At 61.0% G+C, this 15,541-nt stretch carries 13 protein-coding genes; 3 read left to right on the top strand and 10 right to left on the bottom strand.

Annotated elements, in window-relative coordinates; translation table 11 throughout:
• On the bottom strand, positions 1-611 hold a 611-nt coding region (locus FHK92_RS01970), incomplete at its 3' end, for an OprD family outer membrane porin (protein WP_181286579.1).
• A 1,571-nt stretch (positions 612-2,182) separates the two neighbouring features.
• Here FHK92_RS01970 and FHK92_RS01975 point away from each other — a divergent pair.
• Complete coding sequence (locus tag FHK92_RS01975) at positions 2,183-2,536, top strand: DUF6124 family protein (protein ID WP_181286580.1); 354 nt, start codon at positions 2,183-2,185, stop codon at positions 2,534-2,536.
• 234 nt (positions 2,537-2,770) lie between these two features.
• Here the strand turns inward: FHK92_RS01975 and adeC are convergent, their stop codons facing one another.
• The 3 genes from adeC to FHK92_RS01990 are packed head-to-tail and all read right to left on the bottom strand — an operon-like array spanning position 2,771 to position 8,550.
• Positions 2,771-4,228, bottom strand: a complete 1,458-nt coding sequence (gene adeC, locus FHK92_RS01980) for an AdeC/AdeK/OprM family multidrug efflux complex outer membrane factor (protein ID WP_181286581.1) — start codon at positions 4,226-4,228, stop codon at positions 2,771-2,773.
• Entirely contained in the window at positions 4,225-7,389 is a 3,165-nt protein-coding gene (gene emhB / locus FHK92_RS01985) for an efflux RND transporter permease subunit EmhB (RefSeq protein ID WP_181286582.1), read from the bottom strand. The genes adeC and emhB overlap by 4 nt, the downstream gene beginning before the upstream one ends.
• Positions 7,390-7,392: 3 nt before the next feature.
• Positions 7,393-8,550, bottom strand: a complete 1,158-nt coding sequence (locus tag FHK92_RS01990) for an efflux RND transporter periplasmic adaptor subunit (RefSeq protein ID WP_030142283.1) — start codon at positions 8,548-8,550, stop codon at positions 7,393-7,395.
• A gap of 266 nt (positions 8,551-8,816) precedes the next feature.
• On the opposite strand from FHK92_RS01990, the gene FHK92_RS01995 reads away from it, so the two are divergent.
• Entirely contained in the window at positions 8,817-9,449 is a 633-nt protein-coding gene (locus FHK92_RS01995) for a TetR family transcriptional regulator (protein WP_181286583.1), read from the top strand.
• Between the two features lie 200 nt (positions 9,450-9,649).
• Here the strand turns inward: FHK92_RS01995 and FHK92_RS02000 are convergent, their stop codons facing one another.
• The 4 genes from FHK92_RS02000 to FHK92_RS02015 form a co-directional block, all read right to left on the bottom strand.
• Positions 9,650-10,276, bottom strand: a complete 627-nt coding sequence (locus FHK92_RS02000; RefSeq protein WP_181286584.1) for a hypothetical protein — start codon at positions 10,274-10,276, stop codon at positions 9,650-9,652.
• 175 nt (positions 10,277-10,451) lie between these two features.
• A complete protein-coding gene (locus FHK92_RS02005; protein WP_181286585.1) occupies positions 10,452-11,501 on the bottom strand; it encodes an alkene reductase in 1,050 nt (349 codons plus the stop codon).
• A gap of 32 nt (positions 11,502-11,533) precedes the next feature.
• A complete protein-coding gene (locus FHK92_RS02010) occupies positions 11,534-12,700 on the bottom strand; it encodes an MFS transporter (RefSeq protein WP_181286586.1) in 1,167 nt (388 codons plus the stop codon).
• Positions 12,701-12,717: 17 nt separating this feature from the next.
• The gene (locus FHK92_RS02015) at positions 12,718-13,020 is read right to left on the bottom strand and encodes an ArsR/SmtB family transcription factor (RefSeq protein ID WP_042730869.1); all 303 of its coding nucleotides are present in this window, start codon (positions 13,018-13,020) and stop codon (positions 12,718-12,720) included.
• Positions 13,021-13,175: 155 nt separating this feature from the next.
• Between FHK92_RS02015 and FHK92_RS02020 the strand changes: the two genes are divergently transcribed.
• Entirely contained in the window at positions 13,176-13,760 is a 585-nt protein-coding gene (locus tag FHK92_RS02020) for an acyl carrier protein phosphodiesterase (RefSeq protein WP_181286587.1), read from the top strand.
• Between the two features lie 116 nt (positions 13,761-13,876).
• Here the strand turns inward: FHK92_RS02020 and FHK92_RS02025 are convergent, their stop codons facing one another.
• Complete coding sequence (locus tag FHK92_RS02025) at positions 13,877-14,671, bottom strand: lysophospholipid acyltransferase family protein (RefSeq protein WP_181286588.1); 795 nt, start codon at positions 14,669-14,671, stop codon at positions 13,877-13,879.
• Positions 14,671-15,426 (bottom strand): L-ornithine N(alpha)-acyltransferase, encoded by a 756-nt coding sequence (gene olsB, locus FHK92_RS02030; RefSeq protein ID WP_181286589.1) that lies wholly within the window; start codon positions 15,424-15,426, stop codon positions 14,671-14,673. The genes FHK92_RS02025 and olsB overlap by 1 nt, the downstream gene beginning before the upstream one ends.
• Positions 15,427-15,541 lie beyond the last annotated feature (115 nt).

Below are 15,541 nucleotides of genomic sequence, written 5' to 3' on the forward strand. Positions count from 1 at the left end.
AAACGGTCGGAGGTGAAGGCACCGCGGCCGTTCATCGACATGTCTTCCATGCTCGCGTCGTTACGCGGGCTGTTGGCGCGGAACTGGCCGCCATAAAGCGTCAAGCCGTTGATCTCGGTGGAGGTCACCTGGCCACCACGGAAGGTTTGCGGCAGGGAACGACCGTCGTCGGAACGCAGGATCGGCAATACCGGCATCCATTCGCCGACCTTCAGCTCAGTCTTGGAAACCTTGGCTTTCAAGGCCACACCCAAACGACCGAAGTCGTCGGCCGGGCGGCCGTCGTCGTGCACCGGCAGCAATTGGGTGCCGGCAGTGCCTTTGCCGCCGTCGAGCTTGATCGAGTAGGTCCCCAGCACGTCCACGCCGAAACCGACCACGCCCTGGGTGAAACCGGACTTGGCATCGAGGATGAAACTCTGGGTCCACTCTTCGGCTTTGCCCTGGGTGGCGTTGTCGTTGGTGAAGTTGCGGTTGAAGTAGAAGTTGCGCAGGTTCAGCGTGGCCTTGGCGTCTTCGACAGACCCCGATTCCGCCGCCAGGACGGGCAGGGCGGTGCTGCTCAGGGCGACGGCGATGAGGCTGGGGAGCAGGTGCTGTGTGGGCTTCATGGGCGTTGTCTCTTATTTTTTGTGGACGAAGCGAGCTGTTGCCGCATCTTTTGGTTGCGAACGGTACGGTGGGGCCAGGTTGTTGAAGCGACCGAGGATCAGCCGGACGGTGCAGGGCGTGGGGACATGGCATCGAACCTGTTGTTATTGGTTTAGTGTGGGCGATGGTGGAGGGCGGCTTGGGATCGGTTCAATTGCGATTTTCGGGTTCTGGGCGATTATCGAACGGCAAAACGACTGATTGGATGAATGCGGTTCCCTGTGGGAGCGAGCTTGCTCGCGATGGCGGCCTGTCAGCTGACCTTGCTCTTGTTGACTAGGTACATATCCATTTTGGCGGTAACGGCTACTTATGGTTCCGCCCTTACGGCGGGTCACTTTCGAAAAGCCCGGAAGCCGGCCCAGTCGAAAGTAACCAAAGCGCTCATGCCCCACCACTCGGTGCCTCGCCTAGGCTCGGCATGCCCTCACTCCGGCCTTGCTCCGTGGGCCCGCCGCGATGGGCCATCCATGGCCCTGCGCGGCTAACCCGGCATCCTTGCCGGGTTGCCCACTGCGCAAGACCTGCGTTCGGCCATCGTGGTTTAACGGGGCGCCGAGATCAACGTCCGCCACGAGGCGGCCTTAGAGCCGACCTGGCTCTAGGTGAACGCGTTCTTTCTGTTGGAGCACCTTGTTCTTCGAGAGACATTGCGCATTCGACATTTTCATTGAATGCGGCACTTAAGGAAAACGATGTCCCCCGTGGCGAGGGAGCTTGCTCCCGCTGGGCTGCGCAGCAGCCCCAAAACCAGCAAGGTGTATCGGGAAAACTGTAGGGTGGTTTTTTACGACTGCTACGCAGCCGAGCGGGAGCAAGCTCCCTCGCCACGGGGCCACTATCTGCCTTAAGAAAAAAGTATTTCCTTGGGGGGAAGGCTTCGCACATTCGATGCAAGCTAACCCACCGCCATCGCGAGTTCAGGCTCGCTCCCACAGGAGAAACACGATCCACAACCAGAATCAGGTCGGCTACTAGGCCGCCTCGTGGTGGACGTTGATCTCGGGCGCCCCTTTAACCACGATGGCCGCACGCAGGCGTTGTGGAGTGGGCACCTCGGCATGGATGCCGAGGTAGCCGCGCAGGGCCATGGATGGCCCATCGCGGCGGGCCCACGGAGCAAGGCCGGAGTGCGGGCATGCCGAGCCTAGGCGAGGCACCGAGTGGTGGGGCAGGAGCGCTTTGGTTACTTTCGACTGGGCCGGCTTCCGGGCTTTTCGAAAGTGACTCGCCGTAAGGGCGAAACCCTAAGCGGCCGTTACCGCAGGAATGGATATGTACCCGATCAACAAAGTCCTGGTCAGCCGTAAGACCGCCATCGCGAGCAAGCTCGCTCCCACAAGATTTGTGGCCGGTCTGACAGACGCGACGACTTTTCCGACGAGGTTTTAGGGTTGCCGCTCGGAAGCGATATCTCTAGCTTGTTCATGTCGCTGCCAACTCAGCGACCGGGACTGCAAGCCCGCCGAATTCGTTAGGCGCCAGCGCCCGGACCCACGTCTCGGGCTCCAATTGATTCAGGAGCGCCGTTATGAAAAAACATCATCCTTCTTCACCATCGGAATCCACCTTCCCCTACAACGACCCCGATCCACAAAAACTCCAAGAAGCCGCGGACCGAGCACTCGATTACCATCTGGGCATTACTCCCGCCTCCAAACCCAAGGCCTCAACCGCTCAAGTGTTCACCGTCATCGATACCCTCGACACCGAGTGCCTTCTGGCAAATCTCAGCGAAACCCTGGCCTCGGCCAATGCCATGCTCAACGACCTGGCGTTCGATCTGGAAGGCTCGCGGCGGCATGTCGCGCTAGGTGTGGCGCAGATGATTGACTTGAGCGAGTTGCTGGCCAATCGAGCGCTGGATATCGTCGATCCCCGTTAGCCTAATCGGACCGTATTGTGGCGAGGGGATTTATCCCCGTTGGGCTGCGTAGCAGCCCCTCATACGCCCGCCACCTCGGTTCGTCAGATTTCGCATCGGGCCTTTGGGGTCGCTGCGCAACCCCGCGGGGATAAATCCCCTCGCCACAGGGTTGTGTGTCGAACTCGGATATTTATTAATCCTTAAAAACAAAAAGCCCACCTTTCGGTGGGCTTCGTGTTTTCAGACGTCAGATCAGAACAACTTCGTCTCCGGCGCTTCCTCCGCCACCGGTTCGTTCTTGCCCGTCTCGGCATTCCAGCCACCGCCCAGGGCCTTGTACAAATTGACCTCGCTGGTCAGTTGCGCAAGGCGGTCGGTGATCAGCGACTGTTGCGCGCTGAACAACTGGCGCTGGGCGTCGAGGAAGGTCAGGTTGCTGTCGACGCCGATGCGGTAGCGACGCTCGGCCAGGCGGTAGTAATCCTGGTTGGCGGCGACGAAGTCGGTCTGGGCCTGCAACTGTTCGTTGTAGGTCTGGCGCGCGGCCAGGCCGTCGGAGACTTCCTGGAACGCGGTCTGAATCGACTTCTCGTACTGCGCGACATTGATGTCTTTCTGGATCTTGGCGTAATCCAGGCTCGCCCGCAGGCTGCCGGCATTGAAGATCGGCAGGTTGATCTGCGGCGCGAAGGTCCAAGTGCCCGAACCGCCCTTGAACAGACCGGACAAGTCCGGGCTCAGGGTTCCGGCGTTGGCCGTCAGGCTGATGCTCGGGAAGAACGCGGCCCGCGCGGCGCCGATGTTGGCGTTGGCGGCGAGCAGGTTGCGTTCGGCCTGGAGGATGTCCGGACGACGTTGCAACAGGTCCGACGGCAAACCGGCCGGCACTTCGCTGAGCAGGTCATCACTCAACGGTTGGGTGCGCAGGTTGGCCGGCAGGCCGGTGCCCAGCAGCAGGGTCAGGCTGTTTTCGTCTTGGGCCACCTGGCGGGTGTAGCGGGCCAGTTGCACGCGGGCGTTTTCCACCGCGGTGCGGGCCTGGCTGAGGTCCAGGGCCGAAGCGACGCCGACTTCGGCGCTGCGCGAGGTTAGCTTCAGGCTCTGCTCATAGGTGCCCAGGGTTTCCTGGGTCAGCTTGAGCAGTTCCTTGTCGGCCTGCCAGGTCAGGTAGGCGTTGGCGACGTTGGCCACCAGGCTGATCTGGGTGCTGCGGCGGGCTTCTTCGGTGGCGAAGTAGCTTTGCAACGCCTGCTCGCTCAGGCTGCGGACGCGGCCGAACAAATCCAGTTCATAGGCACTGATGCCCAAGGTCGCCGAATAGGAACTGCTGATCGCTGCTTCACCGGTTTGCGAGGCCCGTGCCGGTACCCGCTGGCGGCTGCCGGAGCCGGTGGCCGAGACCGCCGGGAACAGGTCCGCGCGCTGGATACGGTACTGCGCCGCGTAGGCGTCGATGTTCAACGCGGCGACGCGCAGGTCGCGGTTGTTTTCCAGGGCGACCTGGATCAGCTGTTGCAACGCCGGGTCATGGAAAAATTGCTTCCAGCCTTGCTCGGCGGCGGCCTGGCCGGGCGCATTGGCCGGCTCGTAGGCCGGGCCTTGCGGGTATTGCGCCGCGACCGGTGCTTCGGGCCGCTGATAGTCGGGGATCAGCGAGCAACCGCTGAGCACGACGGCGGCGATGGTCAGGGAAAGTAGCGACTTGCTCATTGGCCAGCCTCTTTAGAAGTTTCAGGAGTGTTGTCCTGGTCGATATTTTTCCGACGACCGATGGACGACACCGTCACAAAGAACAAGGGTACCCAGAAGATTGCCAGGATCGTCGCGGTGAGCATACCGCCAATCACGCCGGTACCGATGGCGTGCTGGCTGCCCGAGCCGGCGCCGGTGGAGATGGCCAGCGGAACGACGCCGAGGACGAACGCCAGGGACGTCATGATGATCGGCCGCAGACGCATCCTACAGGCTTCGATGGCGGCTTCCACCAGGGTTCGGCCCTGTTCGTGGAGTTCCTTGGCGAACTCGACGATCAGAATGGCGTTTTTCGCCGCCAGGCCGATGGTCGTCAGCAAGCCCACCTGGAAGTACACGTCGTTGGACAGGCCGCGCAGGCTGGTCGCCATCAGCGCCCCGATGATCCCCAGCGGCACCACGAGCATGACCGCGATCGGAATCGACCAACTTTCATACAGTGCCGCGAGGCACAGGAACACCATCAGCAGCGACAGGGCATACAGCGCTGGCGCTTGGGAACCCGACAAGCGTTCCTCGTAGGACAGGCCCGTCCAGGAAATACCGACACCGGCCGGCAGCTTCTTGGCGATGGCTTCGACTTCAGCCATGGCTTCACCAGTGGAATAGCCTGGGGCCGGGGCGCCGAGGATTTCCATCGCTTCGACGCCGTTGTAGCGCGCCAGCTTCGGCGAGCCGTAGACCCATTCACCCTTGGCGAAGGCGGTGAACGGCACCATGGTCCCGGCGCTGTTGCGCACGTACCACTTCTTCAAGTCTTCGGGGCTCATGCGAGCGCCAGGCTGACCTTGCACGTACACTTTTTTCACCCGGCCACGGTCGATGAAGTCGTTCACGTAGCTACTGCCAAGGGCAATCGACAGGGTGTTGTTGATGTCCGACAAGGTGATGCCCAGCGCGCTGGCCTTCTCGTCGTCGATTTCCAGCTGGTATTGCGGCTCGTCGTTCAGGCCGTTCGGGCGCACCTGGGAGAGGATCTTGCTTTGCGAAGCCATCCCCAGGAACTGGTTTCGGGCTTCCATCAGCTTGTCGTGACCGATGCCGGCGCGGTCTTGCAGGAACACGTCGAAACCGGTGGCGTTACCCAGTTCCAGTACGGCCGGCGGGGCGAAGGCGAACACCATCGCGTCGCGGAAGGTGAAGAAGTGCTGCTGGGCACGGGCAGCAAGCTTGAACACGCTGTTGTCGGCGTTACGCTCCTCCCACGGCCTGAGCATGATGAAGGCCATGCCTGAGCTCTGGCCACGACCGGCGAAGTTGAAGCCGGTCACGGTGAACACCGAGGCCACGGCATCGCCTTCGCCGCCATCCTTGCTTGGACGCAGCAGGAACTCACGCATCTTGTCCACCACCACCTGGGTGCGCTCGGCGCTGGAACCGGCCGGTGTCTGCACTTGGGCAAACAGCACGCCCTGGTCTTCTTCCGGCAGGAACGCCGTCGGGATGCGGGTGAACAGCCAGACCATGCCAACCACGATAATGACGTAGGCCAACAGGTACGGGGCCTTGTGCCTGAGCATGTTGCCCACGCCACGCTCGTAGCTGCGAACGCCGCGGTCGAAGTTGCGGTTGAACCAGCCGAAGAAGCCGCGTTTCGGCGTGCCGTGCTCACCCTTTGGGATCGGCTTGAGCATGGTGGCGCACAGGGCCGGGGTGAAGATCAAGGCGACCAGCACCGACAGAGCCATGGCCGAGACGATGGTGATGGAGAATTGCTTGTAGATCACGCCAGTGGAACCGCTGAAGAACGCCATCGGCAACAGCACCGCCGACAGCACCAGCGCGATACCCACCAACGCACCCTGGATCTGGCCCATGGATTTCTTGGTGGCTTCCTTGGGTGACAAGCCTTCTTCGCTCATCACCCGTTCGACGTTTTCCACCACGACGATGGCGTCGTCCACCAGCAAGCCGATGGCCAGCACCATGCCGAACATGGTCAGGGTGTTGATGCTGAAGCCGGCCGCCGCGAGGATGCCGAAGGTACCCAGCAACACCACCGGCACCGTCATCGTGGTGATGATGGTGGCGCGGAAGTTCTGCAGGAACAGGAACATCACCAGGAACACCAGCGCGACTGCTTCGACCAGGGTTTCCACCACACCCTTGATCGACTCGCTCACCACTGGCGTGGTGTCGTACGGGAACACCACTTCCACGCCTTGCGGGAAGAACGGCTTGAGGCCGTCGATGGTCTTGCGTAGCGCCTTGGCCGTGTCGAGGGCGTTGGCACCGTTGGCCAGCTTGACCGCCAGGCCCGACGCCGGGGCGCCGTTGAACTGGGCGCTGACACTGTAGTTCTCACCGCCCAGTCCGACATCGGCGACGTCGCCGACACGCACTTGCGAGCCGTCCGGGTTGACCTTGAGCAGGATCGCCTTGAACTGCTCGGCGGTCTGCAAACGGGTCTTGCCGATGATGGTGGCGTTCAGTTGTTGGCCGGGCAGGGCAGGCAAGCCGCCGAGCTGGCCGGACGAGACCTGGACGTTTTGCGCGGCAATGGCGTTCTTCACGTCCACCGGAGTCAGGTTGAAATTGTTCAACTTGGCCGGGTCGAGCCAGATCCGCATGGCGTACTGGGCACCGAAGACCTGGAAGTCACCGACACCGGCGGTACGCGAGATCGGGTCTTGCAGGTTGGACACGATGTAGTTGGCCAAGTCGTCCTTGGTCATGCTGCCGTCACGCGAGACCACGCCGATCACCATCAGGAAGTTCTTCACGGCCTTGGTCACGCGGATACCCTGTTGCTGCACTTCTTGCGGCAGCAGCGGGGTGGCCAGGTTCAATTTGTTCTGGACCTGGACCTGCGCGGTATCGGAGCTGGTGCCCTGCTCGAAGGTCGCGGTGATGGTCATGCTGCCGTCGGAGTTACTTTCCGACGACACGTAACGCAGGTTGTCGATGCCGTTGAGCTGCTGCTCGATGACCTGCACTACGGTGTCTTGCACGGTTTGCGCGGACGCACCCGGGTAGGTGACCTGGATCGCAATGGCCGGTGGCGCGATGCTCGGGTATTGGTTGATCGGCAACTTGAGGATCGACAGGGCACCGACCAGCATGATCACCAGGGCGATTACCCAGGCAAAGATCGGACGGTCGATAAAAAATTTCGACATGGTTTACTCCCCTTTGCCGCCGGCGGCTTTGTCAGCTGCCTGGGCGGGGGCCGGGTTCTTGGCACCAACGTTGGTGGCTTCGGTGGCCTTGACTTCCACACCTGGCCGCACGTACTGCAACCCTTCGGTGATCAGGCGATCACCTGCCTTGAGGCCGTCTTCGATCAGCCACTGGTTGCCGACGGTGCGGCTGGCCTTGAGCTGGCGCAGCTCGACCTTGTTGTCGGCGCCCACCACCATCGCGGTCGGCATGCCCTTGAGGTCGCGGGTCACGCCTTGTTGCGGTGCGAGGATTGCCGCGCTGTTCACACCGGCCTGCAATTGTGCGTGGACGAACATGCCCGGCAGCAAGGTGTGGTCAGGGTTGGGGAACACGGCACGCAAGGTCACGGAGCCGGTGGTCTGGTCGACCGAGACTTCGGAGAATTCAAGTTTGCCTTCGTGGGGATACTGGCTGCCGTCTTCCAGCGTCAGCTTGACCATGGCGGCATTGTCGCCTGCCTTTTGCAGGCGGCCGCTTTCCAGCTCGCGGCGCAGTTGCAGCAGTTCCACCGAGCTCTGCGTCACGTCAACGTAGATCGGGTCCAGTTGCTGGATGGTTGCCAGGGCATCGGTCTGGCCATTGCTCACCAGCGCACCTTCAGTGACCGAGGAGCGTCCTATGCGACCGGAAATCGGCGCATAGACCTTGGTGTAGCGCACGTTGATCTGGGCGGTCTGCAGATTGGCTTCCGACTCCAGGCGATTGGCCACGGCGGTGTCGTATTCCTGCCGGCTTACGGCCTGTTCGTTGACCAGTTGCTGGTAGCGATCGGCAATCGACTTGGTGGAGCGCAGGTTGGCCTCGGCGCTCTTGAGGGTCGCTTCATAAACGGCTGGATCGATCTGATACAACTGCTGGCCGGCCTTGACGTCGGCGCCTTCCTTGAACAAACGCTTGAGAATGATGCCGTTGACCTGTGGCCGTACTTCCGCGACGCGGAACGCACTGGTGCGGCCCGGCAGTTCGGAGGTCAGGGTAAAGGGCTGGGTCTTGAGGGTTACGACGCCGACCTGAGGAGGGGGAGGAGCAGGTGCAGCCTCTTCCTTTTTGCATCCGCTAAGCAGCGATGCCAGGGCGATGGCGGTAACCAGAGCAGTAACAGCTGGCTTGAATTGCATGGAAATCCTCGGGTCCAGGCGCGCAACGAGCGCACTCGAAAGGTGGAAAGGTAAAAAAGCAGCGGTAATTCAATTAGTAGGATGCTAAGAAATATACTTACGTACACGGTTGTTTGTAAACAGCCAAATTGCGTACCATCCGTATTTACAAAAGCCTTACAAAGGCCGATGCGAATCGGGGACGCATTTCGACGGGCACTGCCTCACGGATTGTCATGCTGAACCTTACGCATCGCTTATGCATCCTGATTGAGGTGTTAACTGCCATGGTCCGTCGTACCAAAGAGGAGGCTCTGGAGACTCGCAGCCAGATACTCGAAGCGGCCGAAAAAGCGTTTTTCGAAAGAGGCGTGGCGCGCACCACGTTGGCTGACATCGCGACGCTTGCCGGTGTGACGCGGGGCGCCATCTACTGGCATTTCAGCAACAAGGCGGACTTGCTCCAGGCCATGCTCGATACGTTGCATGAACCGCTCGATGAGCTGGCCCGCGCCAGTGAGAGTGAAGAGGAGCTCGATCCGCTGGGCTGTATCCGCAAGCTGTTGGTCCGGTTGTTCCAGCAAGTGGCTTTGGACCCGAAGACCCGACGCATTAATGAGATCCTGTTCCATAAGTGTGAGTTCACCGATGAAATGTGCGATTTGCGCCAGCAGCGACGCGAGGTCAGCCTTGACTGCAATGTGCGCATCGCCCTGTCGTTGCGCAATGCGATGAAACGCGGGCAGTTGCCGGATGATCTGGACCCTGAAAGGGCGGCAGTCGCCATTCATGCCTACATCGATGGCATTCTGTACCAGTGGCTGCTGGCCCCCGACAGCTTCGCCCTGGCGGATGATGCCGCGCGCTGGGTGGAGATCGGGCTGGACATGCTGCACCTGAGCCCTAGCCTGCGCAAATGAAACAAAATGCGTAATTACGTCGGTTTGTGTCAACGCTGCGCTCAAGAGTGCTTTTATAAACCGACGTTGGCGCGGTTGATAGGCAATCGACGGCGAATTTTGTAGGGAATTTGTTTCGCGCTGGTGAATGTGCGGTCAGAATCTGCTCCGAACGGACCGGCCGATGCCCCGCCAGACTGTCCTGGCGAGGCTGTATTTTTTCAGCTCAGCTTGAGTTCCACAGTAAAGCCATAAGGGTCTTCACTTACTGTGCGAGTGATTTGTGTCGTGCATTGGATCGGGCTCGTTCCAATCGAGGTCAGTTTGTGAGTCTGGATGGGGGTCAGTGTCGGTGAAATAACACCGAAGGACGTATTGACGCGCAAACCGAAGTCAAAGCGAAAGCCAAGCGCTTCATCGCCGAACACAATGTAATGTTTGAATATGTCCTTACTGCGACTGCCCAGTCGCCGGGTATAAGCCAGGTCGAACTTCCAAGCCTGGATATCCCAGGGAAGTATCTGTGAGGGGTATTGCTCACCCGCGTTCAACTGCAGCGTGCATTCGCCAGTATCAAAGTCCAAGTCGGTATGGTTGATCAACTTTACGATGATGCGGGTGCGGTTAGGGTTGATGCGTTCCTGTTCCCAGGCTTTAACCTGCTCGTTGACCTTGTCATTCAGGTTCGCCTTCTCTATCAGCGCCGTGAGCATCGGCATATATTCTTGCGTATCGAGTGATTTGAGGAATTGGTACAACACGGCCAACGGTGCCCAACTGAATTGAGAAGCGATGAGTTCGTAAATACCGTTGTGGGCCTGTTGACTGTTTTCCGGGGTGGTGTTCATTTGAAATCCTTTTCAAAGAGAGTGATTGCAAGCGGGCAAGACGTGTTGTCTTGTTGTTGGCGATAGTATGGATAGTTAGAGGGATTTAGAAGTTTGGATGTTTGACTGGATATTTGGCGCGTATATAAAAAAGCCCTGGCTCTTTCAAGGCAGGGCTTTTTGTGTTTTTTGCAACTTACATCACTGGGTAATCGATGTAGCCCACCGGACCTTTTCCATAGAACGTCTCTGGATGCGGCTCGTTCAATGGCGCGTCGGCTTTCAAGCGTGCAGGCAGGTCAGGGTTGGCGATGAACGGCACGCCAAACGCCACGGCGTCAGCCTTGCCTTCTGCCAGCCAGGCATTGGCACTCTCTTTGGTGAAGCGTTCGTTGGCGATGTATGGGCCGCCGAAGGCTTGCTTGAGCTGCGGGCCGATGCTGTCTTCGCCTTCTTTCTCGCGAGAGCAGATAAACGCGATGCCACGCTTGCCCAGCTCGCTGGCAACGTAGCTGAAGGTTTCCAGGCGGTTCTCGTCGCCCATGTCGTGGGAGTCGGCGCGCGGTGCGAGGTGCACCCCCACGCGGCCGGCACCCCAGACTTCGATGGCGGCGTCGGTCACTTCCAGCAGCAGGCGAGCCCGGTTTTCCAGGGAACCGCCGTATTGATCGGTGCGCTGGTTGGTGCTGCTTTGCAGGAATTGGTCGAGCAGGTAGCCGTTGGCGCCATGGATCTCCACGCCATCGAAACCGGCGGCCTTGGCGTTTTCCGCACCGACGCGGTAGGCATCGACGATGTCGGCGATTTCAGCGGTTTCCAATGCGCGCGGCGTCGGATAGTCGGCCAGCGGACGCACCAGGCTCACGTGGCCCTTGGGCTGGATGGCGCTCGGCGCCACAGGAAGCTCGCCGTCCAGGTAGGACGGGTGGGAGATCCGGCCCACGTGCCAGAGCTGCAGGAAGATCTTGCCGCCAGCGCCATGGATGGCCTTGGTCACGTTGGCCCAGCCGCGGACCTGATCGTTGGACCAGATGCCTGGCGTGTCCGGGTAACCTACGCCCATCGGCGTCACCGACGTGGCTTCGCTGAGGATCAGGCCGGCGGATGCGCGTTGCACGTAGTACTCGGCCATCAAGGCGTTGGGTACACGGCCTGCGTCAGCACGGCAGCGAGTGAGCGGGGCCATGATGATGCGGTTCTTCAGCTCGATGTCGCCAAGTTTGATGGGGTCGAAAATTGTCGCCATGAAATACAACCTCGCAAGTGAAGGATTAAAAGTCAGTGAGTGGCAGGGGCCAGGTCGGCATTGCCGCCCTGGCGGAAAGTGATCAGGGTGACCAGCAGCGCCAGCACGGCCAGCGCGCCCGCGGCCAGGGGCACGGACGTCAGGCCCAGGCCGTGGTCGATGACGCTGCCGCCGACCCAGGCGCCCAGGGCATTGCCGATGTTGAAGGCGCCGATGTTCAGGGTGGACACCAGGTTGGGTGCGTCTTTGCCGAAGGTCACCACGTTGACCTGCAGTGCCGGCACCGCGGCAAAACAGGCGGTGGCCCAGAGGAATAAGGTGATCTCGGTCGGGATCAACGCCACGCTGGTCCAGCTCAACACGGTGGACACCACCGCCATGGTCAGGAAAACACCCATCAGCGTGTTCGCCAGGCTCTTGTCCGCCAGCTTGCCGCCGATGATGTTGCCCAGTGTCAGGCCAAGGCCGATCAGCACCAGGGTCCACGTCACGCCACGGGGCGATACGCCGGTCACTTCACCCAGCAGCGGGGCGACGTAGGTAAACAGGGTGAACACCGAGGCGGAGAACAGCGCGGTCATGCTCAACGACAGCCACAGGCCTGCTCCCTTGAGTGCCACCAGCTCCGAACGCATGTCGAGTTTTTCCTCGTCGCGCTTGGCCGGCAGGAAGCGGATCAGGCCGATCAGGGCGACTACGCCGATGATCGTTACCGCCCAGAAGGTCGAACGCCAGGCGGCTTGCTGGCCCAGCGCGGTGCCCAGCGGTACGCCAAGCACGTTGGCCAGGGTCAGGCCGGTGAACATCAGGGCCACGGCCGAGGCACGCTTGTTCGGCGCCACCAGGCCGGCGGCGACCACCGAACCGATGCCGAAGAACGCACCGTGGCACAGGGCGGTGACGACCCGCGCAAACATCAGCACGTTGTAGTCGCTGGCGACGGCGCAGAGCAGGTTGCCAACGATGAAGATCCCCATCAGCGCCACCAGCGCGGCCTTGCGCGGCAGCCGCGCGGTGGCCAGGGCCATGAACGGCGCACCGATGGCCACGCCCAGGGCGTAGCCGGTGACCAGCCAGCCGGCGCCGGGAATCGATACGCCGAGGTCCGCCGCCACATCGGGCAACAGGCCCATGATGACGAATTCCGTCGTGCCGATGGCGAAGGCGCTCAGCGCCAGGATGAAGAGGGAAAGGGGCATGTCGAATCCTTGTCAGGTCAGAGCTCTTGGCTCATTTGCTGGAGAAACTGCTGGATCAGTTCCTCGTTGCGTTTGAAGAAGTGCCACTGACCGACCTTCTGGCTGGTGATCAACCCGGCCCGTTGCAGCACCGCCAGATGCGCGGAGACCGTAGATTGCGACAGGCCGCAACGCTGGTCGATCTGACCGGCACAAATGCCGAATTCATGGTTGTGCAACTGCTCGGGAAACTGAACCTTGGGGTCCTTGAGCCAGTTGAGGATGTCTCGCCGTACTGGGTGCGCCAGGGCTTTTATTATTTCGTCGAGGTCGAGGGTCATGGTGGCAGGCTCGGGTGAGTAAAACGCTATATCGCGATGAGGCGAACCTTAAATCGTTATTTCGCGATATACCAATATGTATTTGATCTGAACCCCGAACAAATCGCTATATCGGGTTATAACGATATGGGCGCGGTGGTGCTAAGCTGCCCGCCATGAACTACCTCGCGCACCTGCACCTCGGCGGCCCTGGCCGGGAACAACTGCTCGGCAGTCTTTATGGCGACTTCGTCAAAGGGCCGCTGCAAGGGCAATTCGACCCACGGATCGAAGCGGCGATTGCCCTGCATCGACGCATCGACATGTACACCGATCGCCACCCGTTGGTGGACATCGCCTTGTCGCGTTTCTCCACGGTGCGGCGGCGTTATGCCGGGATCGTGCTGGACGTGTTTTTCGACCATTGCCTGGCCCGGGATTGGACGCTGTACGGTGAGGGGCCGCTGATGGACTTCACCTCCCGGGTCTACCAGGTCCTGGCCGCCGAACCGCAACTGCCGGGACGCCTGGCGCACATTGCACCGTTCATGGCAGCGGATGACTGGTTGGGGTCATATCAGCAATTCGAGGTGATCGGGCAGGTGCTGCGAGGCATTTCCCGGCGCTTGTCGCGGCCGGAGGAGCTGGCGGGGGCGATGGCGGAACTGGTCAAGCTCTATGAGCCGTTGAGCGAGGATTTTCGGTTGTTCTATCCGCAGCTTCAGGATTTCGCCCAAACCCAAGTCACGCCACAGGACTAATTGTGGGAGCGAGCTTGCTCGCGATAGCGGTGTATCAGCCAGCGCATCTGCTGAATGTTAGGCCGCTATCGCGAGCAAGCTCGCTCCCACAAGGGGGGGCTGCGTAGATATCCGGTTCAAGCCGCAATCGCCGCCGGCCGCACCGGCACTGGCTGCTTCTCAGGCATTTCGCCGAACAGCGCCCGGTGCACCGCCTGCTGCGCCTGGAACGCCAGCGCCGCACGCTCCTGGCCGTGGCAGGCAATCGGTTCCAGCAGATGGATTTCCACGTCGCCGCGATCGTTGGCAAACAGCCGCATCAGGTGCGACAGCAAATCATCATCGCCAATGAATGGGGCCAGCGAATCCGGTTCGCCGTTGCGCAGGTAACGGATCGCCACCGGCTGCAGGGCCACGTCGGCATCGATGGCCGCCGACAACAGGCGACCGTGAAAGGTGCGCAGCGAACGGCCATCGGTGGTGGTGCCTTCCGGGAACATCAACAGCGGATGAGCCTGTTCAAGATGACGGCTCATCTGCTTGCGGATCAGTTGGCTGTCGCCCGAACCGCGACGGATGAACAGGCTGCCGGCCTTGGCGGCCAGCCATCCGGCCACCGGCCAGGTGCGCACTTCGGCCTTGGACAGGAACGACAGCGGCGTGAGCATGCCCAGCAGCGGAATATCGGTCCAGGACACATGGTTGCTGACCCACAACATCGGCTGGCGGGGCAGTTGGCCGTGGACCGTCACCGAAAAGGGCAGGGCATTGGTCAATCGCGTCATGAAAAATCGCGACCAGCGTTGGCGACGGACCATGGAGTTGGCGATTCCCAGGCGTTCGAACAGGCCGAACACGCTGGCCATGCCCAGGCCCAGCGCCACCACCAGCAATACTCGCGCGATACGCGCGTACACCCGCAACCGGCTCATCAGACCGCAGCCTTGAAGTGACGGGCGTAGCGCGGGCAGAGTTCGTCGCGCTTGAGCAGGATGAACACGTCGGCCACTTGGAAGTCTTCGTCCCAGCACGGCTCGCCGCAGATCTTTGCGCCCAGGCGCATGTAGGCCTTGAGCAACGGCGGCATTTCGGCGATGACGTTGGACGGTACGTCCAGGCTCGGCAAGGGTTTTTTCGGCACTGCTTGCAGGTGTTCGGTGCAGAGGTAGCGTTCGCGCAGGCGCTGCATGATCGCCTGGGCCTGGATGCCGCCGTCCTGCATCGGGATGCTCGCGCAACCCATCAAGTAGCTGTAGCCGCCTTCATTGAGGACTTCGGCCAGTTCGCCCCAGAGCACCGCGATAGTGCCGCCGTTGCGGTAGGCCGGGTCGACGCAGGTACGGCCGATTTCCAGGATCGGGCCTTGCAGATGGACCAGGCCGTGGAGGGCGAATTCTTCTTCGCTGTAGAAACGTCCCAGGCTGCTGGCGGCCTGGTGGTCGAGCAGCCGGGTGGTTGCCACGAGGCGGCCGGTGTTCAGGTCGCGTACGCCGATGTGGGCGCAGTGAACATCGTAGTCATCCATGTCCAGACCCATTTCCGCGCCTTTGAGCTTGGCGTTGAATTCGCCGCTGAAGACGTTGAAGCGCAGGGCCTGTGCTTCTTGCAAGGCCTTTGCGCCGATCAGGCGTTCGGCTTGCAGGCGGCGTTCATTGCCGGTGTCGCGGATGCGGGCGATCTGGGTCATAGCGAGTCTCCGTGCGGGCTGTCTACCCGTCTTGGGTTGAGCCAATCGACTTTCTTTATGCAGCCATGTTGTGCAAAGTCAGGCTATGTAGCCCCGGTGTCATCGCCATGAAGCT

The sequence above is a fragment of the Pseudomonas brassicacearum subsp. neoaurantiaca genome, from assembly GCF_013608025.1.
Taxonomy (GTDB): domain Bacteria; phylum Pseudomonadota; class Gammaproteobacteria; order Pseudomonadales; family Pseudomonadaceae; genus Aquipseudomonas.